Below are 23910 nucleotides of genomic sequence, written 5' to 3' on the forward strand. Positions count from 1 at the left end.
CGAGTATGGGCGGGGCCCCGGAGCGACGCCCCCGCCGGGGTGGCCGGAAGACCGGCCCCCGCGACCGGGGCGCTCCCGCGACTACAGGGTGCGCAGCAGCACCGCCGGCTGCTCCACGCAGTCCGCCACGTACCGGAGGAAGCCGCCCGCCGTTCCGCCGTCGCACACCCGGTGGTCGAAGGTGAGGGACAGCTGGACGACCTGACGTACGGCCAGTTCGCCCTGGTGCACCCAGGGTTTGGGCATGATCCGGCCCACGCCGAGCATCGCCGCCTCCGGGTGGTTGATGATCGGCGTCGAACCGTCGACCCCGAACACCCCGTAGTTGTTCAGCGTGAACGTGCCCCCGGTCAGCTGCGCCGGGCTGAGCTTCCCGGTGCGCGCCAGCTCGGTCAGCCGGGCGATCTCGGCCCCGATCGACTCGGCGTTACGGGTATGCGTGTCCCGGACGACCGGAACGACGAGGCCCCGCTCGGTCTGGGCCGCGAACCCGAGGTGCACGCCGGACAGCCGGACGATCTCCCGGGCCTCCGTGTCCACGGTGGAGTTGAGCTCCGGGAACCGGGCCAGCGCCGCCGTGCAGATCCTCGCCAGCAGGGCCAGGACCGACACCTTCGGCCCGGCGGACGGGCCCGTGGCGGCGTTCATCGCGGCCCTGACCGCCATCAGCTCGGTGGCGTCGGCGTCGACCCAGCAGGTGGCGTCGGGAATCTCGGTCCGGCTGCGCGACAGCTTGTCGGCGACCGCTCCGCGCACCCCGCGCAGCGGGATCCGCTCGGCGTCCCGAACAGCGGCTACGCCGCTCGGAGCCGCGGCCACGGCTGCCGCCGGGGCCTGCACCGGAGCCTGGGCCGCACGTGCCGTCGCCGCCGCGGTCTCCTCCGCCGTCCGGATCGCCCGGTCGACGTCGGCGCGCAGGATCAGCCCCTCGGGACCCGAACCCGCCAGCCGTCGCAGATCGATGTCGTGCTGCCGGGCCAACCGCCGTACCAGCGGAGAGACCACCGGCACGGGCCCCTCGGACACCGAGGTTTCGGCCACGAGGACGTTGACCGCTGGTGCCTCGACCACCGGGGCATCGGCCACCGGCGCACGGGAGACCGGGGCCCCGGCCGCCGCCCGGTCGAGCCGGTCCGGGCGGATGCGCCGACGGCGTGCGGCCGGTGCGCCGGTCCCGTACCCCACGAGGACGTTCCCCGAGCCGCCCGAGGACTCCGAGTCGGGCCCGGAGGAGGAGGAGACCGGTCCCTCGGGTGCTCCGACGGCGACCGTCAGCAGCGGTGCGCCGACGGGAAGTTCCGTACCCTCCTCGCCGAACCGTGCGGTCACCACGCCCCCGTAGGGGCAGGGCACCTCCACCATGGCCTTGGCCGTCTCGACCTCGACGACGGGCTGGTCGATGGCGACGACATCGCCGACCTCCACCAGCCAGCGGACGATCTCGGCCTCGGTCAGTCCCTCGCCGAGGTCCGGCAGCTTGAATTCGAGCACCTGCGCCATCAGCTGTCCGCCTCCCACTGCAACCGGGCCACCGCGTCGAGCACCCGGTCCACTCCCGGCAGATGGTGCCGCTCCAGCATGGGCGGCGGGTAGGGGATGTCGAACCCGGCCACCCGCAGCACCGGCGCCTCCAGATGGTGGAAGCACCGCTCGGTGATCCGGGCCGCGATCTCGCCGCCGGGCCCGCCGAATCCGGGGGACTCGTGCACGACGACCGCCCGCCCGGTGCGGCGCACCGACGCGGCCACCGTCTCGTCGTCGAACGGCACCAGCGAGCGCAGGTCCACCACTTCGAGGTCCCAGCCCTCGGCGAGGGCCGCTTCGGCGGCCTCCATGCAGACCGGCAGGGAGGGCCCGTACGTGATCAGGGTGGCGCTGCGCCCGGGCCGGCGCACCACGGCCCTGCCGATCGGCTCGACCGCGGCGGGGGCCTCGGGCGACCAGTCGGCCTTGGACCAGTAGAGCCGCTTCGGCTCCAGGAAGACCACCGGGTCGTCGGAGGCGATCGACTCCCGCAGCAGCCCGTACGCGTCGTCGACCGTGGCCGGCGTCACGACGTGGAGGCCGGGGGTGGCCATGTAGTAGGCCTCGGAGGAGTCGCTGTGGTGCTCGACCCCGCCGATCCCACCGCCGTACGGCACGCGCACGGTGATCGGCAGCGGCATGGCTCCGCCGGTGCGGTTGCGCATCTTGGCGACATGGCTCATGAGCTGCTCGAACGCCGGGTAGGCGAACGCGTCGAACTGCATCTCCACCACGGGCCGCAGCCCGTACATCGCCATGCCGACGGCCGCGCCGAGAATGCCGGCCTCGGCCAGCGGGGTGTCGGTGCAGCGGTCGTCGCCGAACTCCTCCGCCAGCCCGTCGGTGATCCGGAAGACCCCGCCGAGCGTGCCGACGTCCTCACCGAGCACATGGACGGTGGGGTCCTCGGCCATCGAGTCACGGAGCGCGCGGCCGAGAGCCTGCGCCATCGTGGCCGGTTTCGCCTTCACGGGGCGGCCGTCGGCCGTCACTGCCGCGGTGGTCATCGTCCTGCCTCCGGGCCGTGCTCGTCGTGGTCCTGCTCGGCGTCCAGCTCGGCGCGCAGAGCGGTTGCCTGCTCCCGGAGCTGACTCGTCTGCTCGGCGTACACATGGGTGAAGAGGTCCATCGGGGCCAGCTCCGGATCCGCGTTCATCCGGTCGCGCAGGGCGGCGGCCATGCGTTCGGCGGCCTCCTTCGCCTGCTCGATGCCCGTGTCGTCCAGCAGCCCGCGCTCCGTCAGCTCACGCTCCAGCAGCCGCACCGGGTCGTGCGCCTTCCACGCCTCGACCTCGCTGTCGACCCGGTAGCGGGTGGCGTCGTCGGCGTTGGTGTGGGCCTCCATGCGATAGGTGACCGCCTCGACCAGCGTCGGACCCTCGCCGCGCCGGGCCCGCGCCACGGCCTCGCTCAGCACCTGGTGCACCGCCGCCGCGTCGTTGCCGTCGACCAGGCGGCCCGGCATCCCGTACCCGACGGCCTTGTGGGCGAGGGAGGGGGCAGCGGTCTGCTTGGCCAACGGCACGGAGATCGCGAAACCGTTGTTCTGGACGAAGAAGACGACCGGGGCCTTCCAGACCGCCGCGAAATTCAGCGCCTCGTGGAAGTCGCCCTCGCTGGTGCCGCCGTCGCCCACCATGGCCAGCGCCACCACGTCGTCCCCCTTGAGCCGGGCGGCGTGCGCCAGCCCCACGGCATGCGGGAGCTGGGTGGCGAGCGGGGTGCACAGCGGGGCGATGCGGTGCTCGCGCGGGTCGTAACCGGTGTGCCGGTCGCCGCGCAGCAGGGTCAGCGCCTCGACCGGGTCCAGGCCGCGCGCGACGGCCGCGAGCGTGTCGCGGTAGCTGGGGAAGAGCCAGTCGCGCTCCTCCAGCACCAGGGCGGCGGCGATCTCGCACGCCTCCTGGCCGGTGCTCGACGGGTAGACCGCCAGTCGGCCCTGCTTCGTCAGCGCGGTGGCCTGGGCGTTGTAGCGACGCCCGCGCACCAGCTCCGCGTGGAGCCGGAGCAGCAGCTCGGGGTCGACGTCGGCGACCGCGTCCGTACCGAGCACCCGGTAGGGCTCCGGGTCCGGGAGCAGCGGGGCGGGGTCGGTGATCGGCTTCCAGGCCGGGGGCGGCGTGGGCCGGTAGGCGGCCGCGCCGGGCAGCTCTTGGACCGTCATGGGAAGCACCTCCTGGCATCGAGGGAGATCGAGGGGTGTCGATCGGCGGTGTCGATCGGGAGCGAGACATCGAGGGCCGGGCGAGGCACGGGTGTGGTGTGCCTCACCTACCGATTGTTCGGTCGCGAGCGCATTTTGGCTACAGGCGCCTTCAGCCTGTGGACAAACGGTTCTCCACAGCCTGGGATGGGTACAGGTCGTCCACGACAGGGAGGCGCGGGCCGATGGCAGCTGAACAAATGGCCGACAGGGACGGGGAGCAGGACCGGACCCCGCCCACCGCGACCCCGTCGGCCCCCGTCCCCGCGAGCCCTGCGCCGGAGCCGGCCCCGGTTCCGCCCCCGCGGCCGCTGGACGCCGTCGACCGTGACATCCTGCGGATCCTCCAGACGGACGGCCGCGCCTCGATACGGTCCGTGGCCGAGCGGGTCCATGTCTCGCGGGCCAACGCCTATGCCCGGATCAACCGGCTCGTCGAGGACGGCGTGATCCGCGGCTTCGGCGCCCGGGTCGACCACGAGCGGGCCGGGCAGGGGGCGTCCGCCTACATCACGCTCAAGATCGTGCAGAACTCCTGGCGCACCGTGCGCGAGCAGCTCCAGGCGCTGCCCGGGGCCACGCACATCGCTCTGGTCAGCGGCGACTTCGACGTCTTGCTGCTGGTGCACACGCCGGACAACCGGGCGCTGCGCGAGTTGGTCCTCACCCGGATCCAGTCCATCCCCGAGGTGCTCTCGACGCGGACGCTGCTGGTGTTCGAGGAGACGGACCTCGGACCGCGCCCGGACCGGCCGGGCGAACTCGCCTGACCGTGCCGAGCGCGGTCACCTGGCCGCGCTCGGCACGGGAGCCCTACGACACGGGAGCCCGATGACCTGCGGGCTCAGCGGGCGCGGCTCGCCCGCATTCCCTCGAAGGCCAGCTGGACGACCGTGTCCGCGAGCTGCTCCTCCCCGGGGAAGCCGCCCGGCTGCGGCCGGTACCACTCGACCAGCGAGTTCACCATGCCGAACAGCAGCCGGGTCACCAGCCGTATGTCCACGTCCGCCCGGAGGTCGCCCTCGGCCACCGCGGCCTGGAGCAGCTCCGCCACCCGCTGGTCGAACTCGCGACGCCGCTCCAGCGCCCAGCGCTCCGTCTTGGTGTTTCCGCGCACCCGCAGCAGCAGGGTGACGTAGGGGACCTCCGCCATCAGCACGTCGACGGTCCGGCGCGTGACGTACTCGACCCGCTCGACCGCGCGCCCGCGCTGCGCCCCCGGCTCGTCGAGGATGGCGAAGAGCCCGTCGAGCGCCCGGCTCACGGCCCGGCGCAGCAGCTCCTCCTTGCCCGCCACATGGTGGTAGATGGAGGATTTCGAGATACCCGCCGCCCGGGAGAGATGCTCCATGGACGTGCCGTCGTAGCCGCGCTCGTTGAAGACACGGACGGCGACGGTGAGCAGGGTCTCCGGTGTGTACGTGTCCCGCTTGGCCGTGGTCATGTCCGCGATCCTCCCCCATGAGTTGTCCACAGGTTCCCTGGGGCCCCTTGTCCCGACCGATCGTTCGGTTACTCTAACTCCGTCCGCACGTCCCCGCCCGGCTCGATGAGGAGTTGGTCCGCCATGGCCTCCGCGCTCACCCCCCAGCAGCTGTCCGAGACCCACCGGCCCACGCTCGACCGGGCCCTCGACGTGATCAGCACCCGCGCGTACTGGTCCCCGCACCCCGAGCACCCGAAGGCGTACGGCGAGGGCGGCGCCCCGGGCAGCCTCGGTGCGGCCGAGGGCAAGGCCGCCTTCGACGCGCTGCTGGGCACCCGGCTCGACCTGGGCCAGCCGGGCACCGACGGCTGGGCCGGCGGCGAGGTCTCGCCGTACGGTCCTGAGCTCGGCATCGAGTATCCGCACGTCGACCCGGACGTCCTGCTGCCGGCGATGAAGGCCGGCACGGCAGCCTGGCGGGCGGCGGGACCGGAGATCCGGGCCCTGGTCTGTCTGGAGATCCTGTCGCGGATCAGCGCCCGCACCCATGAGCTGGCCCACGCCGTGATGCACACGAGCGGCCAGGCCTTCATGATGGCGTTCCAGGCGGGCGGCCCGCACGCCCAGGACCGCGGTCTGGAGGCCGTGGCCTACGCCTACCGCGAGCAGGTCCGCACCCCCGAGAACGCCGACTGGTCGAAGCCGCAGGGCAAGCGCGATCCGCTGAAGCTGCACAAGTCGTTCATCACGTCCGGCCGCGGCGTCGCGCTGGTCATCGGCTGCAACACGTTCCCCACGTGGAACGGCTATCCCGGCCTCTTCGCCTCCCTCGCCACGGGCAACCCGGTGCTGGTCAAGCCGCACCCGCGCGCGGTGCTGCCGCTGGCGCTCACGGTGTCCATCGCCCGTGAGGTCCTGGGCGAGGCGGGCTTCGACCCGAATCTGGTGGCGCTGGCCGTCGAGCGGCCCGGTGAGGGCATCGCCAAGGCCCTGGCGGTCCGCCCCGAGGTCCGGATCATCGACTACACCGGCTCGACCGCCTTCGGCGTCTGGCTGGAGGAGAACGCCCGCCAGGCCCAGGTCTACACGGAGAAGGCCGGCGTCAACACGATCGTCATCGACTCCACCGACGACTACCGGGGCATGCTGGCCAACCTGGCGTTCTCGCTCTCGCTGTACAGCGGCCAGATGTGCACCACCCCGCAGAACCTGCTGATCCCCCGGGACGGCATCGCCACCGACGACGGCGTCAAGTCCTACGACGACGTCGTCGCCGACCTCTCGGCCGCCGTCACCGGACTGCTCGGCGACGACGCCCGCGCGTCCGCCCTGCTCGGCGCGCTGGTCAACCCGGACGTCAGGGCCCGGCTGGAGGCCGCGGGCGGGCTGGGCGAGGTCGCCCTGCCCTCGCGGACGGTCGCCAACGCCGAATTCCCCGACGCGGCCGTCCGTACGCCGGTCGTCGTGAAGCTCGACGGCACCAAGCCCGACGACGGCGCGGCCTACTTCTCGGAGTGCTTCGGACCGGTGTCCTTCGCCGTCGCCGTCGAGTCGACGTCCGCCGCCCTGGACCTGCTCCGCCGCACGATCCGGGAGCAGGGCGCCATGACGGTCGGGGCGTACACCACCTCCCCCGAGGTGGAGCGCGCCGTCGAGGACGTCTGCCTGGACGAGTCGGCCCAGCTCTCGCTGAACCTGACCGGCGGGGTGTACGTCAACCAGACCGCCGCCTTCTCCGACTTCCACGGCTCCGGAGGCAACCCGGCGGCCAACGCGGCTCTGTGCGACGCGGCCTTCGTCGCCAACCGCTTCCGTGTGGTGGAGGTGCGCCGCCAGGCGTAGCCGCTACCGGCGGGGGTCCGGGACGTCGGCGTAACGCTGGATCCACGCGTGCATCGCGATGGCCGCGGCGGCTCCGGCGTTGATGGACCGGGTCGAGCCGAACTGCGCGATCGAGCACACCGTCGTGGCGTGCTCGCGCGCCTCCTCGGTGAGGCCCGGCCCCTCCTGCCCGAACAGCAGGACGCAGCGGCGCGGCAGCTCGGTGCGCTCCAGCGGTACGGCGCCGGGGAGGTTGTCGATCCCGATGATCGGCAGCCCCTCGGCCGCCGCCCAGGCGGTCAGGTCCGCCGTGTCGGGGTGGTGGCGCACATGCTGGTAGCGGTCGGTGACCATGGCGCCGCGCCGGTTCCAGCGCCGCCGGCCCACGATGTGGATCTCCTTGGCCAGGAAGGCGTTGGCGGTCCGGACCACCGAGCCGATGTTGAAGTCGTGGGTCCAGTTCTCCACGGCCACGTGGAAGTCGTGCCGCCGCAGGTCGAGATCGGCGACGATCGCCTCCCGCGTCCAGTAGCGGTACGCGTCACCGACGTTGCGCCGGTCGCCCCGGGCCAGCAGCTCGGGGTCGTACCGCTCGTCATCGGGCCAGGGCAGCGGGTGCGGCCCGACACCGATCGGCTGGCCGTAGCCGTCGTCGTACTGGAGGGGTTCCGCCGGGGGTTCTTGGGTGCTGCCGGTCTCACTGCTCACCCGACGAGCGTATGGCCCCCGCCGCCGCCCTGGAGCCGGGGCTCGTCCCTACCGCCGTGGCCGCCCTGCGCCGGGCCGTCCGCCGGACGTCCGTCCGCGTGGGTGGGCGTCCCGGGCTTCCCCGGCGTACGGGACAGGCCGGGCAGCCGGGAGAGCAGTCGCCGCCTGCCGGTCGTGGCCCGGGTGCCCAGCCACACGAGGAAGGCCGTCGGCAGGAACACCGCGTCGGCCGCGATCATCGCCATGGAGAAGAAGGGCAGCCCGAGAAGCAGGGCGATCCCCGCGTGCTCGCAGATCATGACGACCAGCAGGACGTTCTTGACCCGCCGGTTGAACAGCGTGAACGGGAAGGCGACCTGGACGATGACCGTGCCGTACGTCAGCACCATCACCATCAGCCCACTGGCCCCCAGGATGTCCGACAGGGCGGGCCACGGGGTGAAGTAGTCGAGGTTGAGCGGGTAGTAGAGCGCGGTGCCGTCCTGCCAGCGCGAGCCCTGGATCTTGTACCAGCCGGCCGTCGCGTAGATCAGACAGACCTCGGCCATGATCACGGCGAGCGTGGCGTTGTGCGTGAGATTGGCCAGCACATCGAGCAGGGTGCGGGGCTCACTCCGGGGCGCCCAGCGGTTCACGGCCCACCAGGCGGCGGCGGAGAGCCAGAGGATCCACAGCAGCGTCGGCAGCCACCAGGTGCCGCCGAGTCCGCCCATCAGGGTGGCCGTCGCGAGGACGGGGCCGAGGAGCACCCAGAGCACCGGGCCCACGATGTCCCGGAGGGGCGGAAGGCCCTCAGCGGCACGCTGCGCGTTGCGCGCCGCACGCCGGGCGTCCAGCGACCAGACCTGGGCGCAGCGCGTCAGCACCAGGTAGATCGCCATGAGGTGGACGACGTTGTCGCCGCCGTCTCCCATGAAGATGCTGCGGTTCTGCACCGAGAGCACGCCGACCATGAAGAGGACGGACACGGTCCGGGTCCGCCAGCCGACCATCAGCGCCGCCGCGGCCAGCAGGGTGAGGACGTACACCGCCTCGAACCAGACGGTGCTGTCGGTCCACATCAGGACGGAGAAGGCCTCGTTGCCGTCGGTGAGCTGGCGGGCCAGGTCCCAGTGCCACGGGCTGTCCGGACCGTACAGCTCATGGCGGTGCGGCAGCTCGCGCAGCAGGAAGAAGAGGTAGGTGGCGGCGAAACCGATCCGGACGACGGCGCTCTGGTACGGGCCGAGGGCCGCGGCGGTGACACGCTGGAGGCCACGGGCCAGACCACCACCGGGTCCACCGGCACCATGTGGCCGGGGCCCGGTCGACCGCGGGCCGGTCGGCTGCGGAGCCGGGTTCCGCGGGGTCTGGGGCGAGGGGATGGTCACTGGTTCGCCTCCGCACGGGCCGCGTCCCGGCCCTGTTCCGCCGCATGCTCGGGAAGATCGTCGGGGGTCACGGTCCACCAGGGGAGTACACGGTGGACGGGCCGGGTGCTGATCTTCTCGGTGCTCCACGGGGGCGGGGCGATGGAGCTGGTGGCGGAGCGGAGCTGGATGCGTTCGATCGTGCCGCCGTAGTCGTGCTCGCTCAGCCGCAGCATCGCGATGCGCCGCACGTAGCGTTCGGAGAGATCCCCGCGCAGGCCGTTGGGGCGGTTCTGGCTGTCGTGGGAATTGACGTAGAAGTCCCAGCCCCGGCGGAGCTCGTTCTGGTCGACATGGCTGGGGAAGAGGTTGCCGCGTATCCCCTTGCCGTCCTCGTGGGTCAGGTTCATCCACCGGGTGGTGCGGCGGCCGTCGGCGCCGACCACTTCGGCCCGCACATGGACGGCGACGTTCTGCTGGAGCGGGTTGGGCGCGAAGAGCTTCCAGTTCTGCTCGAACTCCGGGTAGATCCAGCGGTCGATGGTCTTCCCGTGCTCCTTGGTCAGCGTGTTGGACGGGGCGACGTGCAGGAACACCATGGCCACCTGTGTGCAGGCGAGCAGCCCGATCAGGGACAGCGCGAGGGCCGCGACCACCTGGTACGGAGTCGAGAACCCGGCTATGCCCCGGCCGGTGACCGAGGGGTCCGGCACCGGCGACGAGGGCATCGGGGGCGTGGTGACCGCGTGGTCCGGTGGTAGGGCATCGGGGGTGTCACGCGCTTCCGCCGGACGGTTCGACACCTGCGGCCAGGCGTCCTTCCCCCCGCCCGCAGAGCTCCTGTCGTGGTCCGAATCCATCCCGCCCCGCTCACCGTCGATCACCACTCAGTTATCCACAGGGTTGACACCCTACGGGCCTCCGACTCACCATTGAAGTCAAGGAACCGAACGATCGGTCGGTAGGGAGCCCGGGATGGCGGCAGTGACTGCGCACCAGACGACGCAGAAGACGCTCGGCACGGCGAATGCGGCGGGCGGCGCGGGTTCGACGGCTGCGGCGGGTGAGATGGACGCGGCGGCCGCGGACCACCTCGCGGCCTTCGACGCGGCCGTGGCGGCGGACGAGCGGATCGAGCCGCGCGACTGGATGCCGGACGCCTACCGGGCGACGCTGATCCGCCAGATGGCCCAGCACGCCCACTCGGAGATCATCGGCATGCAGCCCGAGGCCAACTGGATCACCCGGGCGCCCTCGCTGCGCCGCAAGGCGATCCTCATGGCCAAGGTGCAGGACGAGGCGGGCCACGGCCTGTACCTCTACAGCGCTGCCGAGACCCTGGGCACCAGCCGCGAGGAGCTGCTCGACAAGCTCCACGCGGGCCGCCAGCGCTATTCGTCGATCTTCAACTACCCCACGCTGACCTGGGCCGACGTCGGCGCGATCGGCTGGCTGGTGGACGGCGCGGCGATCACCAACCAGGTGCCGCTCTGTCGCTGCTCCTACGGCCCCTACGCCCGCGCGATGGTCCGCATCTGCAAGGAGGAGTCCTTCCACCAGCGCCAGGGGTACGAGCTGCTGCTCGCCCTCAGCCGTGGCACCGAGGCCCAGCACGCCATGGCCCAGGACGCGGTGAACCGCTGGTGGTGGCCCTCCTTGATGATGTTCGGCCCGCCGGACGACGCCTCGTCGCACTCCGAGCAGTCCATGGCCTGGAAGATCAAGCGGCACTCCAACGACGAGCTGCGCCGGCGCTTCGTCGACATCTGCGTGCCCCAGGCCGAAGCGCTGGGCCTGGATCTCCCGGACCCCGACATCCGGTGGAACGAGGAGCTGGGCAGCCACGACTTCGGCGCGATCGACTGGTCGGAGTTCCAGGAGGTCCTCAAGGGCAACGGCCCCTGCAACGAACAGCGGATCACCCAGCGGCGCAGGGCCCACGAGGAGGGCGCCTGGGTCCGGGACGCGGCAGCCGCGTACGCCGCCAAGCACACCCCGGCACAGGCATCGCCCCGGACACCGGCATCGGCATCGGCATCGGCACAGACCAGCGCGTCCGCGCAGCATGTGGAGGAGACGGCATGAGCAGCTCGACCGACTGGCCTCTGTGGGAGGTGTTCGTGCGTTCCCGGCGCGGACTGTCCCACACCCACGCGGGCAGCCTGCACGCGCCGGACGCCGAGATGGCCCTGCGCAACGCCCGCGACCTCTACACCCGCCGCTCGGAGGGCGTCTCGATCTGGGTGGTCCCGTCCACCGCGATCACCGCCTCCTCCCCCGACGAGAAGGACTCCTTCTTCGAGCCGGCCGGCGACAAGCCCTACCGCCACCCGACGTTCTACGAGATCCCGGACGGGGTGAAGCACCTGTGAACGCCGCACTCGCCCTCGGCGACGACGCGCTGGTGCTCTCGCACCGGCTGGGGGAGTGGGCCGGACACGCCCCCGTCCTGGAGGAGGAGGTGGCGCTCGCCAACATCGCCCTGGACCTGCTGGGGCAGGCACGGGTGCTGCTCTCGCTCGTCGGCGACGAGGACGAGCTGGCCTACCTCCGCGAGGAGCGCGCCTTCCGCAACCTCCAGCTGGTCGAGCAGCCGAACGGGGACTTCGCCCACACCATCGCCCGGCAGCTCTACTTCTCGGTGTATCAGCACCTGCTGTACGAGCGACTGGCGGCCGGGGACGGCGAGTTCGCCGGCCTGGCGGCCAAGGCCGTGAAGGAGGTGGCCTACCACCGCGACCACGCCGAGCAGTGGGTTCTGCGGCTCGGGGACGGCACCGAGGAGAGCCACGGCCGGATGCAGAGCGGCCTGGACGCGCTGTGGCGGTTCACCGGTGAGATGTTCCAGCCGGTCGAAGGGCTGGATTCCCCGGAATCCGGTGTCGACTGGCAGGCGCTGCAGAGCGGTTGGCTCGCCGCCGTCACCGACGTCGTCGAGCGCGCCACTCTGACCCTCCCCGCGGGCCCGCGGTCCGGAGGCTGGGCGGCGGGCGCGGGCCGGCAGGGCCTGCACACCGAGCCGTTCGGCCGCATGATCGCCGAGATGCAGCACCTGCACCGCAGTCACCCGGAGGCGTCATGGTGACCGACACGCTGTTGGAGGCGGAGCTGCGCGAGCTGGCCGGCTCCGTGCCCGACCCCGAGCTCCCGGTGCTGACCCTGGCGGAGCTGGGCGTCCTGCGGGATGTCCAGGTGGAGGGCCCGGGCCGGGTGACCGTGCGGCTCACTCCGACGTACACCGGATGCCCAGCGATCGAGGCGATGTCCGCCGACATCGAGCGCGTCCTGCACGACCACGGCGTGCCGGAGGTCTCCGTGGTCACGGTCCTGGCACCGGCCTGGTCGACGGACGACATCAGCGCCGAAGGGCGCCGCAAGCTCGCGGAGTTCGGCATAGCGCCACCGCGCGCCCACAGCACCGACGGCGGCCCCGTGCCGCTGACGCTCTCCGTGCGCTGCCCGCACTGCGGCTCCACGGACACGGAGCTGCTCAGCCGGTTCTCCTCCACGGCGTGCAAGGCCCTGCGCCGCTGCGTCGCCTGCCGTGAACCGTTCGACCATTTCAAGGAGTTGTAGATGTTCCATCCGCTCCGGGTCAGCGCGATCGAACGGATCACGGACGACGCGGTGGCCGTGACCCTCGCGGTGCCGGCCGAGCTGCGCGAGACCTTCCGCCACACCCCCGGCCAGCATCTGAACGTGCGCTACACCGTGGACGGCCAGGAGGTCCGCCGTTCCTACTCGATCTGCGCACCGGCCACCGAACAGCCCGGCGAACCGGTGCTGCGGGTGGGCATCCGCATGGTCGAGGGCGGGGCGTTCTCCACGTACGCCCTGAAGGAACTGGCCGTCGGGGACCAGGTGGAGGCCATGCCTCCGATGGGCCGCTTCGTCCTGAAGCCGCGCCCGGGCCGGTTCGCGGCGGTGGTCGGCGGCAGCGGCATCACTCCGGTGCTGTCGATGGCGGCCACCCTGCTGGACCGGGAGCCCACGGCCCGGTTCTGTCTGATCCGCAGCGACCGCACGGCGGCCTCGACGATGTTCCTCGACGAGGTGGCCGACCTCAAGGACCGCTATCCGGACCGCTTCCAACTGGTCACCGCGCTCTCCCGGGAGGAGCAGTCGGCCGGGCTCCCCTCCGGGCGGCTGGACACCGAACGGCTCACCGGCCTGCTGCCCGCCGTACTGCCGGTCGCGGAGGTGGACGGCTGGTTCCTGTGCGGACCGCTCGGCCTCGTCCGGGGTACGGAGAAGGCACTGAAGGCGCTCGGCGTCGACCGTTCCCGGGTCCACCAGGAGATCTTCCACGTCGACGAGGGCCCCGCCGATGTGACGGTGGCCAAGGTCGCCGCCCCGTCCGACTCGGTGCTGACGGCCACCCTCCACGGCCGCTCGGGCAGTTGGCCCGTGGAGAACGCGGAACCCCTGCTGGAGACGGTGCTGCGGGGCCGCTCGGACGCTCCGTACGCGTGCAAGGGCGGGGTCTGCGGGACCTGCCGGGCGTTCCTCGTATCGGGCGAGGTCCGGATGGACCGCAACTTCGCCCTGGAACCGGAGGAGACGGAGGCGGGCTTCGTGCTGGCCTGCCAGTCTCATCCGCTCACCCCGGAGGTGGAGCTGGACTTCGACCGCTGAGGCCCAGCGGGCCGCCGCGCTGTTCCCTTCGCCGAGAACCTGTTCCATCTTGACGACCCGTCAGCTAGTTCAGGTCAACGGGAGGCTGGGACAGTGGACTTCACCTCCACCGAGGAACGGCAGGCGGCCGCCGAGGCGGCCAGGGCCGTCTTCTCGGATGTCGCACCCGACCGCGCACCCAGCCACGCCCTGACCCCGGGCCGCAGTGGCGGAGGACATCGACCGGCACCTGTGGCACGAGCTGGCCCGCACGGATCTGCTCGGGCTCACGCTGTCGCCGGACCACGGGGGCGCGGGCCTGGACCCGATCGCGCTCTGCCTGGTCCTGCGGGAGTCGGCCAGAGTGCTGGCCAGAGTCCCGTTGCTGGAGAGCTGTGCGGCGGCGATGGCCGTCCAGCGGTACGGCGATCGCACCCTCGCGGCGGAGCTGCTGCCCCGGGCCGGCCGGGGCCAGCTGATCCTGACCGTCGGCGCCAACGGCCGCAGTGGCCACGATCCGGCCGAACTCGCCGTCTCCGCCCGGCCGTACGGGGAGGGTGACGGGGAGCGGCCCGGCCCGGAGCTCCGGCTGGGTGCTCGACGGGGTCCAGGCCGCGGTTCCGTGGGCCCGGGCGGCCGATTGGATCACCGTCCCCGCGCACACCGGCGGGGGCCACCCGGTGCTGGCCCTCGTGCCCCGTGCCCGCGACGACGTCACCTTGGCGGACCAGGTTCTCCACCAGCGGTGAACGCCTGGCCGAGGTCCGGCTCGACGCCGTGCGCCTGGAAGCGCGCGAGCTGATCGAGGCAGCCGGCTGCTGGGACTGGCTGCGGTCCCTGCTCACCACGGGGACGTGCGCACTGGCGCTCGGGCTGGGCGAGCGGGTGCTCGCGATGACCGCCGAATACACCGGCAAACGCGAGCAGTTCGGGTTTCCGGTCGCGACGTTCCAGGCGGTGGCGGTCCAGGCCGCCGACCGGTACTTCGATCTACGGGCGATGGAGGCGACCCTCTGGCAGGCCGCCTGGCGGATCTCCACAGACGCCGGGGGCCCGCTTCCGGCGGCGGGAGATGTCGCCGTGGCGAAGATCTGGGCCTCCGACGGAGTGCGACGCGTCGTGCAGACCGCCCAGCATCTGCACGGCGGCTTCGGCGCGGACACCGACTACCCGCTGCACCGCTACCACGCGTGGGCGAAGCAGATCGAGCTCTCGCTCGGCCCGGCAGCGGCCCACGAGGAGGCGCTGGGAGACCTGCTGGCCGCCCACCCGCTCGGCTGACACCGGCCCGCGCCGCCGGGCCCGGGGCCTGGTTCCGGGTTCCCGGACCGGGCCGAGCAGGCTCGGGGCCCGGCCCAGGCCCCGGCCCACCCCCGGTTCCGGTCCCGGATCCGGGAAAGCTCAGAGAACGATCCGGCAAAGCTCAGAGAACGAAGGCGGGCGTCCCGTTGTCCGTGACCATCGGACGACCCGCGCCGTCCCACGCCTGCATGCCGCCGTCGATGTTCACCGCGTCGATGCCCTGCTGGACCAGGTACTGCGTGACCTGGGCCGACCGGCCGCCCACCCGGCACATCACATGCACGCGCCGACCGTCCCCGGCCGCCTCGGTCAGCTCGCCGAACCGGCCCACGAAGTCGCTCATCGGAATGTGCAGCGCGCCCTCGACGTGACCAGCCGCCCACTCGTCGTTCTCACGGACGTCCAGGACGAAGCCGTCCGACGGCACCTCCGCGGCGTCCACCGAGGGCAGCGGGGCGAAATTCATGGGTCATGCCTTCTCTCGTACATACGCGGAAGAGTCGTCCACTCACAGAAGAGTCACCCGGAACGCTACTGCACCCCGCCTGCCGCACTCCGCCTACTGCGTCATCTCCGCGAGCTCGGCCTCGCGCCGGGACACCTCGCCCAGCAGCTGCTCCGCGATGTCCTCCAGCAACTGGTCCGGGTCGTCGGGGGCCATCCGCAGCATCGAGCCGATCGCGCCGTCCTCCAGCTCCTTGGCGAGTACCGTCAGCAGCTCCTTGCGCCGGCTGAGCCACTCCAGCCTGGCGTAGAGCTCCTCGCTCTCGCTCAGCGGGGCGGGCGGTTGCACAGGACCGGCCTCCCACTCCGCCACCAGCTCCTTGAGCAGTTCCACGTCGCCGCGGCCGTAAGCGGCGTTCACCCGGGCGATGAACTCGTCCCGGCGCTGCCGCTCCACCTCGTCCTGGGCGAGATCCGGGTGCGCCTTGCGGGCCAGCTCCCGGTAGAGCCGGCGGGCCTCCTCGCTCGGCCTGACCCGCTTCGGCGGCCGGACCGGCTGCTCGGTGAGCATGGCCGCGGCCTCGGGGGACAGCCCGTCCGTGTCCATCCAGTCGTGGAACAGCTCGTCGACCCCGGGCATCGGCATGACGACCGCCCGCGCCTCGCGCGCCTTGCGCTCGTCCTCCGGATCCCCGGTCTTCGCCGCCCGCGCCTCCGCGATGAGCGCGTCCAGCTCGTCGAGACGCGCGTACATCGGGCCGAGCTTCTGGTGGTGCAGCCGGGAGAAGTTCTCGACCTCCACCCGGAAGGTCTCCACCGCGATCTCGAACTCGATCAGCGCCTGCTCGGCGGCCTGCACCGCCCGTGCCAGCCGGGCCTCCGGGCGCGGCTCGGCGCCCTCGGAACCGGCGGACGCCGCGGACTCCCCGGCGCCGGAAGCGTCCGGCGACTCCGCGGCGTCCCGGTCTTCGGAGGCAGGCCCGGGCGCGTCCGGCTCGGCCTCGTTCTGCCGGACGTTGTCGCTGTCCTGCGGGACGTTGTCCTGCCGGTCTTCATCGTTCCGGGTGGTCGGCACCCCGGCGGCTTCGTGGGTCACCCGTCCAGCGTATGGCCACAGCCCGGCGGCACGGCACACGCGGTGGGCCCGGGCCGGGCCCACCGCCTCACGCGCGCGCCGGACACGGACCGGTCATACGGTCATACACCGAAGTCGGCGGCCAGCCTGCCCGCCTTGATCCCCCGCAGCAGCTCCGCGTGATCCGCTTCCGTACGGTCGGCGTACGTCACCGCGAAGGCGGCCACCGCCTCGTCGAACTCGTCGTTCTTGCCGCAGTAGCCCGCGAGCAGGCGGGGGTCGGCGCTGTGAGCGTGCGCCCGGGCGAGCAGCGCGCCGGTCATCCGCCCGTAGTCGTCGACCTGGTCGGCGGCGAGCGCGGCGGGGTCCACACTGCCCTTGCGGTTCCGGAACTGCCGGACCTGGAACTGCCGGCCGTCGACGTCCGCCCAGCCGAGCAGGATGTCGCTGACGACCTGCATCCGCTTCTGCCCGAGCACCACCCGGCGGCCCTCGTGCGCCACCTCCGGTGCGTCGAAACCGACCGCGGGCAAGTAGGGCGCGAGCACCGAGGGGCGCGCCTCCTTCACCTGGAGGACCAGCGGCTCTCCCCGGTGGTCGAGCAGCAGCACCACATACGACCGGGTCCCCACGCTGCCGGTGCCGACCACCCGGAACGCGACGTCGTGGATCGTGTACCGGGCCAGCAGCGGCACCCGGTCCTCGGAGACGGTGGAGAGGTAGCCGCCGAGGCCGGCGGCCACGGCCGCGGCCTCGGCGTCCGGCACCCGGCGCAGCACGGGCCGGGCGTCGACGAAGCGCCGGCCGCCGTCGCGGCACTCCTCCGTGGACCGGGCGGCGAAACGGGCGCTGGTGTTGTTGCGGGCCTTCTCCGAGACCCGCTCCAGGGTGCCGACCAGGTCACGCGCGTCGGTGTGGGAGACGAGCTCCTCGTCCGCGATCGCGTTCCAGGCGTCGAGGGCGGGCAGCCGGGCCAGCAGCCGCATCGTGCGGCGGTAGGCGCCGACAGCGTCGTACGCGCCCCGGCGGCAGGTGTCCTCGTCGGCCCCGGCGGCCCGGCCCGCGAGTACGAGAGAGGTGGCGAGCCGCTTGAGGTCCCACTCCCACGGTCCGAAGACGGTCTCGTCGAAGTCGTTGAGATCGATGACCAGGCTGCCCCGGGCATCGCCGTAGAGGCCGAAGTTGGCCGCGTGCGCGTCGCCGCAGAGCTGGGCGCCCACCCCGGTGACCGGGCTGCCCACCAGGTCGTGGGCCATCAGCCCGGCCGCGCCCCGCAGGAACGCGAAGGGGGTGGCCGCCATCCGGCCCACCCGTATCGGCGTCAGACCCGGCACACGGCCCCGGTTCGACTCCTCGACGGCCCGCACCGCGTCCGGCCGTCCCGGCGGCAGGACCAGCGAGGCGTGCGAGGACCGCGGCACCCGGTCGCGGAGCGCCTTGCCCGCCGCCTTCGGTGAACTCGCCGCCCCACGCCGGGCGAACCCGGGCACGACAGGAATACGCGGATCCGGCTCCTCGGCACGCTGTTCAGACGTCGTCGTCCCGGTCACGCCCATGGGGCGTCGCCTCCCCCACCCTCGTACGCGCTCGTCGGCTGCCCGGCTGTCCCGCCCGGCCAGCAGCCCTGCCCAGCAGCGGCCGAGCACGACGGTACCGCCGATTCAGGAGGCTGTATCAGCAGCCGCTGCCGGACTCCGGTGCCAGATAGGTGTCCGCCCACTGCCCCAGCTCCTTGAGCGCGGGCTCCATCGCGGTACCGGCCTCGGTGAGCCGGTACGCGACGCGCAGCGGTGGCCCCTCGTCGACCTCGCGGATCACCAGACCCGCCGCGCCGAGTTCGGTCAGCCGGTCCGAGAGCATGCGCTCGCTGATCCCGGGAATCGCCCTGCGCAACTCGGCGAAGTGCACCGGTCGCTGCAGCAGCACCGAGACGATCGGGCCGGTCCAGCGCTTGCCGAACAACTCGAAGACCCGACTGATCCCCACATCGACCCGCCGACAGGCCTCTTCGCTGTGATCCGCCATACCTCTAGCCTACTGCGCCGACGTCGGCAGCTTACTAAAAATAAGTAGCTATGCTATTAGTAGTTACGTACGTAACGGCTAGCTTCGGACGCCCGTGGGGCCTCGTCCGCCCACCCGCGCCCCCTTCCCCTCTCTGTGGAGATCCCCATGGCCACGCTTCTGCACCTCGACTCCGCCGTCTTCCCCCAGGGCTCCGCCTCCCGCGACATCACCGCCGCGTTCGTCGAGGCCTGGCGCGAGCAGCACCCGGACGGCACCGTCGTCCACCGCGACCTCGCCGCCGATCCGTTGCCCCACCTGGACGCCGGCGCCACGGCGGCGGGCGCCGACGACCCGCTGCGCCGCGAACTGGCCGACGAACTGGCCGCGGCGGACGCCGTCCTGATCGGTGCACCGATGTACAACTTCACGATCCCGTCCACCCTCAAGGCATGGCTGGACCAGGTGATCATCGTCGGGCACAACGCGGGCCCCGACTCCCCCATCGCCGGGACCCCGGTGACCGTCGTCGCCAGTCGCGGCGGTTCCTATGCTCCGGGCACCCCGCGTGAGGGCTTCGAATTTGTCCAGAATTACTTGGAGAAGGTGTTCGCGGGCATGTTCTCCACCGAGGTGGACTTCATCGTTCCGGAGCTGACCCTCGCGCACTCGCAGCCGTCGATGGCCGAGCTGGTCCCGCTCGCCGAGGCCTCCCGCGCCCAGGCGCTCGACGACGCCCGGGTGAAGGCGAAGGCCCTCGCCACCCGCCTCGCCGCCTGAGAGAACCGCAGACCTCAAGAAATGCGGCGGGGCCGCGGAGCTTCTACGAACTCCGCGGCCCCGCCGCATCATGATCAATCGGACGTTTCACGTGAAACATAGAACGTGAGACCCGGCACGTCCGCTCGTGGATCAGACAGCCCCTCCGGCTGCCGCCATCCCCGCGCCCGCGGGCTCCTCGTCGCCCTCGTCGCCGGGCTGCCCGGCCCGCGTACCGCGAGCGGAACCACCGCCCCGCAGACCCGCCCCGCCCGTCCGGGAGCCCGTCTCCGTCGCGGGATCGGAGCCGGCCTCCTTGGCCTCCGCGGCGATCCTGGCCTCCTGCTCCTCCCGCTCCGCCTTCTCACGCGCCTGGGCCGCCAGATCCACCCGGCCCTCGGGCTTGATGTGGGCGATGACACCGGGGTGAGCGATCGACGGCAGGATGTGGCGCCACATCTCCGCGACCTGCTCGCGCAGATCGGCCCGCCCGGAGTCGGCCTCCGAGACCAGCTGGATACCGGTGAACGAGGCGACGATGATTTTGGCCGACACCATCGGGTCGATCTGCGGGAACACCTCGCCGCGCTCCTGCCCCAGCTCCAGCATCCGGGCCGTCGCGTCGATCCAGTCGCCCCACGGATGCGGTCCGCCGAGGAAGACGCCCTCGATGGAGAGCCTGGTGCCGGCCCGGGCCATGGCGTTGTGGCGCAGCGCGAAAGCGAACTGCTGGCCACCGTCCACCAGGGACTGGAGCGGCGACCCCTCCTGCTCGAACTCGACCGTGGAGGTCTGCTCGTCCATGATCGCCTGCGCGATGGCCTCCTTGGAGGCGAAGTGGAAGTACAGGGCCCCCTTGGTGACCTTGGCCCGACGGAGAATCTCCGAGATGGCGGCACGCTCGTAGCCGTAGTCGTCGAAGACGCTCGCCGCGGCATCCACGATCGACCGCCACGTCTGGACCGCGCGAGCCTGCTTCGCCATTTCCTGCCTCCGGGACGTTCTGTGCGCTCAGCCCTTCACCGCCGAGCCGCCGTCGATCCAACCTCTGCGGCCAGCGTATGCAAGTGCGCCGTTGCACCGGCCATCGGTCTGTCCGGAAACCGTGCCCACATCCGCTGTCCGTACCCCGCCCGTCCGCCGAAAACACGGGGCAACTCCATCGGGAAACACGGAACAACGAAGAACCCCCGCTCCGGATCTCTCCGAAGCGGGGGTTCTCCCGATTCAACTTCAGCAGCTGCAAGCACCTGCCGTTGTGCGCGAGGGGGGATTTGAACCCCCACGTCCCTAAGGACACTGGCACCTGAAGCCAGCGCGTCTGCCGTTCCGCCACTCGCGCATGAGTGGTGTTTTCAGACTCTCACCTCGGGGGGTGAGCGCCTGGCGACAAACGGAAGATTAGCACGCTGGACAGGGTGGATTCACATCCGTTGTTTCGCCGGCTCCGGGAGGGGAAGCGGGAACCCCGAACCGTCGCCCCCACTCCTCCTGAGTGCGTCCCGGGTGCGGGACACTGTGAGGAGGCCACCTCTACGATCCGTGTGAGGGGTGACACTCATCCACAGCCCAGACAAGGGGAACCAGCCGATTTCCCGACGCGTGGATACGATCAGTAAGCAGTACAGGGACGATGACAACGGAGGAGGTGCCCCATGGGGGTCATGAAGCGTTTCGAGCAGCGCCTCGAGGGGCTGGTCAACGGCACCTTCGCCAAGGTCTTCAAGTCCGAGGTGCAGCCTGTCGAGATCGCCGGCGCCCTCCAGCGCGAGTGCGACAACAACGCGACGATCTGGAACCGCGAGCGGACCGTCGTCCCCAACGACTTCATCGTCGAGCTCTCCACCCCCGACTACGAGCGGCTCAGCCCGTACTCGGGGCAGTTGGGCGACGAGCTCTCCGGCCTGGTGCGCGACTACGCCAAGCAGCAGCGGTACACGTTCATGGGCCCCATCAAGGTCCACCTGGAGAAGGCCGACGACCTCGACACCGGGCTCTACCGGGTCCGCAGCCGCACACTGGCGTCGAGCACGTCACAGCAGGACCCGTCGGCCCACCCCCACCAGCCCCCGGCCGGACGGCCCGGCGCCCAGCCGGCTCCCGGCGGCTACGGCTACCCCCCGAGCGCCGCTCCGCCGATGCCCGCGGCCCCGCCGCCCGGCGCCGGACGGCCCTCGGCCCCCACGAGCGACCGGCGCCCGCCGACGGCGCCCGGCCCCCTGCCGGACGCCCGGACGCGACGCTGGATCGAGATCAACGGCACCCGCCATCAGATTTCCCGCCCGACGTTGGTGATGGGACGATCCACCGACGCCGACGTGCGGATCGACGACCCCGGCGTATCGCGCCGGCACTGTGAGATCCGGACCGGAACGCCCTCGACGATCCAGGATCTCGGGTCCACCAACGGCATCGTGGTGGACGGGCAGCACACCACCCGCGCTACGCTCCGCGACGGCTCGCGGATCGTCGTGGGCAGCACCACCATCGTTTACCGGCAAGCCGAAGGGTGAAGCGGGGGCAATGTCAGAGCTGACCCTGACGGTCATGCGGCTAGGTTTCCTGGCTGTTCTGTGGCTGTTCGTCATCGTGGCCGTACAGGTCATCCGCAGCGACCTGTTCGGAACGCGCGTCACGCAGCGCGGCTCACGCCGCACTGCCGCCGACACGCGCCCCCAGCAGGGGCGCCAACAACAACAAGCGGCGCCGCCCCAGCAGCGCCAGCAGCCGGGCCGGCAGCGCCGCGGGGCGCCGACCAAGCTGGTCGTGTCCGAAGGCTCGCTCACGGGCACCACGGTCGCGCTCCAGGGCCAGACCATCACCCTGGGCCGGGCCCACGATTCAACGATCGTGCTGGACGACGACTACGCGTCCAGCAGGCATGCCAGGATCTACCCGGACCGTGACGGCCAGTGGATCGTCGAGGATCTCGGGTCCACCAACGGCACGTATCTGGAACGGACCCGGCTCACCACCCCGACACCAGTTCCGCTGGGCGCGCCGATCCGTATCGGCAAGACCGTCATCGAGCTGCGGAAGTAGTACGACAATGAGCGAGCGGAGCGAGCGAGCCGCGGCGGTCCCGACGGCGGACGCTGCCCGGTTCCCGACCGGAGGGTGGGCAGTGTGGCTCGAGACAGGCTGTACCCCGAGCCGACGGGCGAGGTGCGCATGAGTCTGTCGCTGCGCTTCGCCGCCGGGTCGCACAAGGGCATGATCCGGGAGGGCAACGAGGACTCCGGTTACGCCGGTCCCCGGCTGCTCGCCATCGCCGACGGCATGGGCGGTCAGGCGGCCGGTGAGGTCGCCAGCTCCGAGGTGATCTCCACGCTCGTCCCGCTCGACGACGACGTACCGGGGTCCGACCTCCTGACCTCGCTCGGCTCGGCCGTGCAGCAGGCGAACGACCAGCTGCGCGTCATGGTCGAGGAGGACCCCCAGCTGGAGGGCATGGGCACCACGCTCACCGCCCTGCTCTGGACCGGTCAGCGCCTCGGCCTGGTGCACGTCGGCGACTCCCGCGCCTATCTGCTGCGCGACGGCGTCCTGACGCAGATCACCCAGGACCACACCTGGGTGCAGCGCCTCGTCGACGAGGGCCGGATCACCGAGGAAGAGGCCACCACCCACCCGCAGCGCTCCCTGCTGATGCGGGCGCTGGGCAGCGGCGATCACGTCGAGCCGGACCTCTCCATCCGCGAGGTCCGGGCCGGCGACCGCTATCTGATCTGCTCGGACGGCCTCTCCGGCGTGGTCTCCCACCAGACGATGGAAGAGACCCTCGCCAGCTACCAGGGCCCGCAGGAGACCATCCAGGAGCTGATCCAGCTCGCCCTGCGCGGCGGCGGCCCCGACAACATCACCTGCATCGTCGCCGACGTCCTGGACGTCGACAACAACGACACCCTGGCCGGGCAGCTCAACGACACCCCGGTCGTCGTCGGCGCGGTCGCGGAGAACCAGGCCCAGCTGGGCGACGGCGGGGCCATGCAGACGCCCGCCGGACGCGCGGCGGGCCTCGGCCGCCCCGTGCCCCCGCCCTCCGGCGGCTTCGGCCCGCCCGGCAGCGGTGACCCCGGCTACGGCGGCATGCCGGACGGCTCCTACGACTCCTATACGGACGACGACTTCGTCAAACCGCGCGGCGGCCGTAAATGGCTGAAGCGTTCCGTCTACATCGTGCTGGCGCTGGCCGTGATCGGCGGCGGTCTGTACGGCGGCTACCGCTGGACGCAGACGCAGTACTACGTCGGCGCGAAGGACGAGAACGTCGCGCTGTTCCAGGGCATCAGCCAGGACCTCGCCTGGGTCTCGCTCTCGAAGGTCTCGAAGAACCACCCCGAGATCGAGCTCAAGTACCTGCCGCCGTACCAGCGCAAGCAGGTCGAGTCGACGATCGCCGAGGGCAACATCACCGACGCCCGCGAGAAGATCGCCGAGCTGGCCGCCCAGGCCTCCGCCTGCAAGAAGGACGCGCAGCGCCGCGCGGCCGAAGCCGAGAACCGGGCCCGTACGGGCGAGGGCGAGGCCGGCGGCACCGCCGGAGCCCCCGCCACCAGGACTTCCGCCACGTCCTCCGCCAAGGGGACCAAGCCGACCACCGCTCCCACTCCCGGCCCCAGCCTCTCGGAGGAAGAGAAGAAGCTGGTCCCGCAGTGCGGTAAGCAGTAAGCCGTAGGGG

General features: G+C 71.7%; 23 protein-coding genes, 1 tRNA gene and 1 pseudogene. 12 read left to right on the forward strand and 13 right to left on the reverse strand.

Going from position 1 to position 23910, the window contains the following annotated elements; all coding sequences use genetic code 11:
• Window positions 1-81: 81 nt before the first annotated feature.
• From RNL97_RS16075 to pdhA, 3 genes are read right to left on the reverse strand one after another with little or no spacing between them, the layout of a single operon-like run.
• The gene (locus RNL97_RS16075) at window positions 82-1500 is read right to left on the reverse strand and encodes a dihydrolipoamide acetyltransferase family protein (RefSeq protein ID WP_243314395.1); all 1419 of its coding nucleotides are present in this window, start codon (window positions 1498-1500) and stop codon (window positions 82-84) included.
• Window positions 1500-2531 carry an alpha-ketoacid dehydrogenase subunit beta gene (locus tag RNL97_RS16080; protein WP_030585868.1) on the reverse strand — a complete coding sequence of 344 codons (1032 nt, stop codon included), beginning with the start codon at window positions 2529-2531 and terminating at the stop codon, window positions 1500-1502. The genes RNL97_RS16075 and RNL97_RS16080 overlap by 1 nt, the downstream gene beginning before the upstream one ends.
• On the reverse strand, window positions 2528-3688 hold the full coding sequence (gene pdhA / locus RNL97_RS16085; RefSeq protein ID WP_030585870.1) for a pyruvate dehydrogenase (acetyl-transferring) E1 component subunit alpha: 1161 nt from the start codon (window positions 3686-3688) through the stop codon (window positions 2528-2530). The genes RNL97_RS16080 and pdhA overlap by 4 nt, the downstream gene beginning before the upstream one ends.
• A 239-nt stretch (window positions 3689-3927) precedes the next feature.
• Here pdhA and RNL97_RS16090 point away from each other — a divergent pair, with 239 nt between their 5' ends.
• Window positions 3928-4497, forward strand: a complete 570-nt coding sequence (locus tag RNL97_RS16090; protein WP_078652073.1) for an Lrp/AsnC family transcriptional regulator — start codon at window positions 3928-3930, stop codon at window positions 4495-4497.
• A gap of 74 nt (window positions 4498-4571) precedes the next feature.
• Here the strand turns inward: RNL97_RS16090 and RNL97_RS16095 are convergent, their stop codons facing one another.
• A complete protein-coding gene (locus tag RNL97_RS16095) occupies window positions 4572-5171 on the reverse strand; it encodes a TetR/AcrR family transcriptional regulator (RefSeq protein WP_030585874.1) in 600 nt (199 codons plus the stop codon).
• Window positions 5172-5294: 123 nt separating this feature from the next.
• Here RNL97_RS16095 and paaN point away from each other — a divergent pair, with 123 nt between their 5' ends.
• Window positions 5295-6995: a phenylacetic acid degradation protein PaaN gene (paaN, locus tag RNL97_RS16100; RefSeq protein WP_030585876.1), complete on the forward strand. Its 1701-nt coding sequence runs from the start codon at window positions 5295-5297 to the stop codon at window positions 6993-6995.
• A 3-nt stretch (window positions 6996-6998) separates the two neighbouring features.
• Here paaN and RNL97_RS16105 read toward each other — a convergent pair whose 3' ends face one another.
• From RNL97_RS16105 to RNL97_RS16115, 3 genes are read right to left on the reverse strand one after another with little or no spacing between them, the layout of a single operon-like run.
• Entirely contained in the window at window positions 6999-7682 is a 684-nt protein-coding gene (locus tag RNL97_RS16105) for a TrmH family RNA methyltransferase (RefSeq protein ID WP_030585878.1), read from the reverse strand.
• Window positions 7679-9052, reverse strand: coding sequence for an HTTM domain-containing protein (locus RNL97_RS16110; RefSeq protein WP_313750852.1), 1374 nt, complete (start codon window positions 9050-9052; stop codon window positions 7679-7681). The genes RNL97_RS16105 and RNL97_RS16110 overlap by 4 nt, the downstream gene beginning before the upstream one ends.
• Window positions 9049-9891, reverse strand: a complete 843-nt coding sequence (locus RNL97_RS16115) for a DUF5819 family protein (protein ID WP_390332961.1) — start codon at window positions 9889-9891, stop codon at window positions 9049-9051. Before RNL97_RS16115 ends, RNL97_RS16110 begins: the two co-directional genes overlap by 4 nt.
• Before the next feature lie 115 nt (window positions 9892-10006).
• On the opposite strand from RNL97_RS16115, the gene paaA reads away from it, so the two are divergent.
• From paaA to RNL97_RS16145, 6 genes and pseudogenes are all read left to right on the forward strand, one after another.
• On the forward strand, window positions 10007-11116 hold the full coding sequence (gene paaA / locus RNL97_RS16120) for a 1,2-phenylacetyl-CoA epoxidase subunit PaaA (protein WP_243314400.1): 1110 nt from the start codon (window positions 10007-10009) through the stop codon (window positions 11114-11116).
• Window positions 11113-11403 carry a 1,2-phenylacetyl-CoA epoxidase subunit PaaB gene (paaB, locus tag RNL97_RS16125; RefSeq protein WP_010060350.1) on the forward strand — a complete coding sequence of 97 codons (291 nt, stop codon included), beginning with the start codon at window positions 11113-11115 and terminating at the stop codon, window positions 11401-11403. Before paaA ends, paaB begins: the two co-directional genes overlap by 4 nt.
• Window positions 11400-12116, forward strand: coding sequence for a 1,2-phenylacetyl-CoA epoxidase subunit PaaC (paaC, locus tag RNL97_RS16130; RefSeq protein WP_313750853.1), 717 nt, complete (start codon window positions 11400-11402; stop codon window positions 12114-12116). The genes paaB and paaC overlap by 4 nt, the downstream gene beginning before the upstream one ends.
• Entirely contained in the window at window positions 12110-12607 is a 498-nt protein-coding gene (gene paaD, locus RNL97_RS16135; protein ID WP_006125944.1) for a 1,2-phenylacetyl-CoA epoxidase subunit PaaD, read from the forward strand. Before paaC ends, paaD begins: the two co-directional genes overlap by 7 nt.
• Complete coding sequence (locus RNL97_RS16140) at window positions 12608-13666, forward strand: 2Fe-2S iron-sulfur cluster-binding protein (protein ID WP_243314402.1); 1059 nt, start codon at window positions 12608-12610, stop codon at window positions 13664-13666.
• A gap of 93 nt (window positions 13667-13759) precedes the next feature.
• Window positions 13760-14926, forward strand: a pseudogene (locus RNL97_RS16145) (acyl-CoA dehydrogenase family protein).
• Between the two features lie 142 nt (window positions 14927-15068).
• Here RNL97_RS16145 and RNL97_RS16150 read toward each other — a convergent pair.
• The 4 genes from RNL97_RS16150 to RNL97_RS16165 form a co-directional block, all read right to left on the reverse strand.
• Window positions 15069-15413: a rhodanese-like domain-containing protein gene (locus tag RNL97_RS16150; protein ID WP_030585891.1), complete on the reverse strand. Its 345-nt coding sequence runs from the start codon at window positions 15411-15413 to the stop codon at window positions 15069-15071.
• Window positions 15414-15506: 93 nt separating this feature from the next.
• Window positions 15507-16487 (reverse strand): J domain-containing protein, encoded by a 981-nt coding sequence (locus RNL97_RS16155; RefSeq protein WP_313750854.1) that lies wholly within the window; start codon window positions 16485-16487, stop codon window positions 15507-15509.
• A 101-nt stretch (window positions 16488-16588) separates the two neighbouring features.
• Complete coding sequence (locus RNL97_RS16160; RefSeq protein WP_313751635.1) at window positions 16589-17887, reverse strand: DUF2252 domain-containing protein; 1299 nt, start codon at window positions 17885-17887, stop codon at window positions 16589-16591.
• A gap of 253 nt (window positions 17888-18140) precedes the next feature.
• Window positions 18141-18491 (reverse strand): winged helix-turn-helix transcriptional regulator, encoded by a 351-nt coding sequence (locus RNL97_RS16165; protein ID WP_030585897.1) that lies wholly within the window; start codon window positions 18489-18491, stop codon window positions 18141-18143.
• Between the two features lie 147 nt (window positions 18492-18638).
• Between RNL97_RS16165 and RNL97_RS16170 the strand changes: the two genes are divergently transcribed.
• Window positions 18639-19250 carry an FMN-dependent NADH-azoreductase gene (locus tag RNL97_RS16170; protein WP_030585899.1) on the forward strand — a complete coding sequence of 204 codons (612 nt, stop codon included), beginning with the start codon at window positions 18639-18641 and terminating at the stop codon, window positions 19248-19250.
• Window positions 19251-19382: 132 nt separating this feature from the next.
• Here the strand turns inward: RNL97_RS16170 and RNL97_RS16175 are convergent, their stop codons facing one another.
• Together RNL97_RS16175 and RNL97_RS16180 are read right to left on the reverse strand one after the other, a co-directional pair.
• On the reverse strand, window positions 19383-20213 hold the full coding sequence (locus RNL97_RS16175) for a ScbR family autoregulator-binding transcription factor (protein WP_243314403.1): 831 nt from the start codon (window positions 20211-20213) through the stop codon (window positions 19383-19385).
• A gap of 275 nt (window positions 20214-20488) precedes the next feature.
• A tRNA-Leu gene (locus RNL97_RS16180) sits at window positions 20489-20571 on the reverse strand.
• Between the two features lie 313 nt (window positions 20572-20884).
• Between RNL97_RS16180 and RNL97_RS16185 the strand changes: the two genes are divergently transcribed.
• From RNL97_RS16185 to RNL97_RS16195, 3 genes are all read left to right on the forward strand, one after another.
• On the forward strand, window positions 20885-21742 hold the full coding sequence (locus RNL97_RS16185) for an FhaA domain-containing protein (RefSeq protein ID WP_030585901.1): 858 nt from the start codon (window positions 20885-20887) through the stop codon (window positions 21740-21742).
• A 10-nt stretch (window positions 21743-21752) separates the two neighbouring features.
• Window positions 21753-22271 (forward strand): FHA domain-containing protein FhaB/FipA, encoded by a 519-nt coding sequence (locus tag RNL97_RS16190; RefSeq protein ID WP_010060367.1) that lies wholly within the window; start codon window positions 21753-21755, stop codon window positions 22269-22271.
• A gap of 129 nt (window positions 22272-22400) precedes the next feature.
• The gene (locus tag RNL97_RS16195; protein WP_030585903.1) at window positions 22401-23900 is read left to right on the forward strand and encodes a PP2C family protein-serine/threonine phosphatase; all 1500 of its coding nucleotides are present in this window, start codon (window positions 22401-22403) and stop codon (window positions 23898-23900) included.
• Window positions 23901-23910 lie beyond the last annotated feature (10 nt).

Origin of the sequence: Streptomyces parvus (assembly GCF_032121415.1) — a bacterium.
Lineage (GTDB): Bacteria > Actinomycetota > Actinomycetes > Streptomycetales > Streptomycetaceae > Streptomyces > Streptomyces globisporus_A.

Coding starts and splice junctions, on each gene's coding strand:
- RNL97_RS16075 (WP_243314395.1), bottom strand. CDS start 1,500: ATGGCGCAGGTGCTCGAATTCAAGCTGCCGGACCTCGGCGAGGGACTG.
- RNL97_RS16080 (WP_030585868.1), bottom strand. CDS start 2,531: ATGACCACCGCGGCAGTGACGGCCGACGGCCGCCCCGTGAAGGCGAAA.
- pdhA (WP_030585870.1), bottom strand. CDS start 3,688: ATGACGGTCCAAGAGCTGCCCGGCGCGGCCGCCTACCGGCCCACGCCG.
- RNL97_RS16090 (WP_078652073.1), top strand. CDS start 3,928: ATGGCCGACAGGGACGGGGAGCAGGACCGGACCCCGCCCACCGCGACC.
- RNL97_RS16095 (WP_030585874.1), bottom strand. CDS start 5,171: ATGACCACGGCCAAGCGGGACACGTACACACCGGAGACCCTGCTCACC.
- paaN (WP_030585876.1), top strand. CDS start 5,295: ATGGCCTCCGCGCTCACCCCCCAGCAGCTGTCCGAGACCCACCGGCCC.
- RNL97_RS16115 (WP_390332961.1), bottom strand. CDS start 9,891: ATGGATTCGGACCACGACAGGAGCTCTGCGGGCGGGGGGAAGGACGCC.
- paaA (WP_243314400.1), top strand. CDS start 10,007: ATGGCGGCAGTGACTGCGCACCAGACGACGCAGAAGACGCTCGGCACG.
- paaB (WP_010060350.1), top strand. CDS start 11,113: ATGAGCAGCTCGACCGACTGGCCTCTGTGGGAGGTGTTCGTGCGTTCC.
- paaD (WP_006125944.1), top strand. CDS start 12,110: ATGGTGACCGACACGCTGTTGGAGGCGGAGCTGCGCGAGCTGGCCGGC.
- RNL97_RS16140 (WP_243314402.1), top strand. CDS start 12,608: ATGTTCCATCCGCTCCGGGTCAGCGCGATCGAACGGATCACGGACGAC.
- RNL97_RS16150 (WP_030585891.1), bottom strand. CDS start 15,413: ATGAATTTCGCCCCGCTGCCCTCGGTGGACGCCGCGGAGGTGCCGTCG.
- RNL97_RS16165 (WP_030585897.1), bottom strand. CDS start 18,491: ATGGCGGATCACAGCGAAGAGGCCTGTCGGCGGGTCGATGTGGGGATC.
- RNL97_RS16170 (WP_030585899.1), top strand. CDS start 18,639: ATGGCCACGCTTCTGCACCTCGACTCCGCCGTCTTCCCCCAGGGCTCC.
- RNL97_RS16175 (WP_243314403.1), bottom strand. CDS start 20,213: ATGGCGAAGCAGGCTCGCGCGGTCCAGACGTGGCGGTCGATCGTGGAT.
- RNL97_RS16185 (WP_030585901.1), top strand. CDS start 20,885: ATGGGGGTCATGAAGCGTTTCGAGCAGCGCCTCGAGGGGCTGGTCAAC.
- RNL97_RS16190 (WP_010060367.1), top strand. CDS start 21,753: ATGTCAGAGCTGACCCTGACGGTCATGCGGCTAGGTTTCCTGGCTGTT.
- RNL97_RS16195 (WP_030585903.1), top strand. CDS start 22,401: ATGAGTCTGTCGCTGCGCTTCGCCGCCGGGTCGCACAAGGGCATGATC.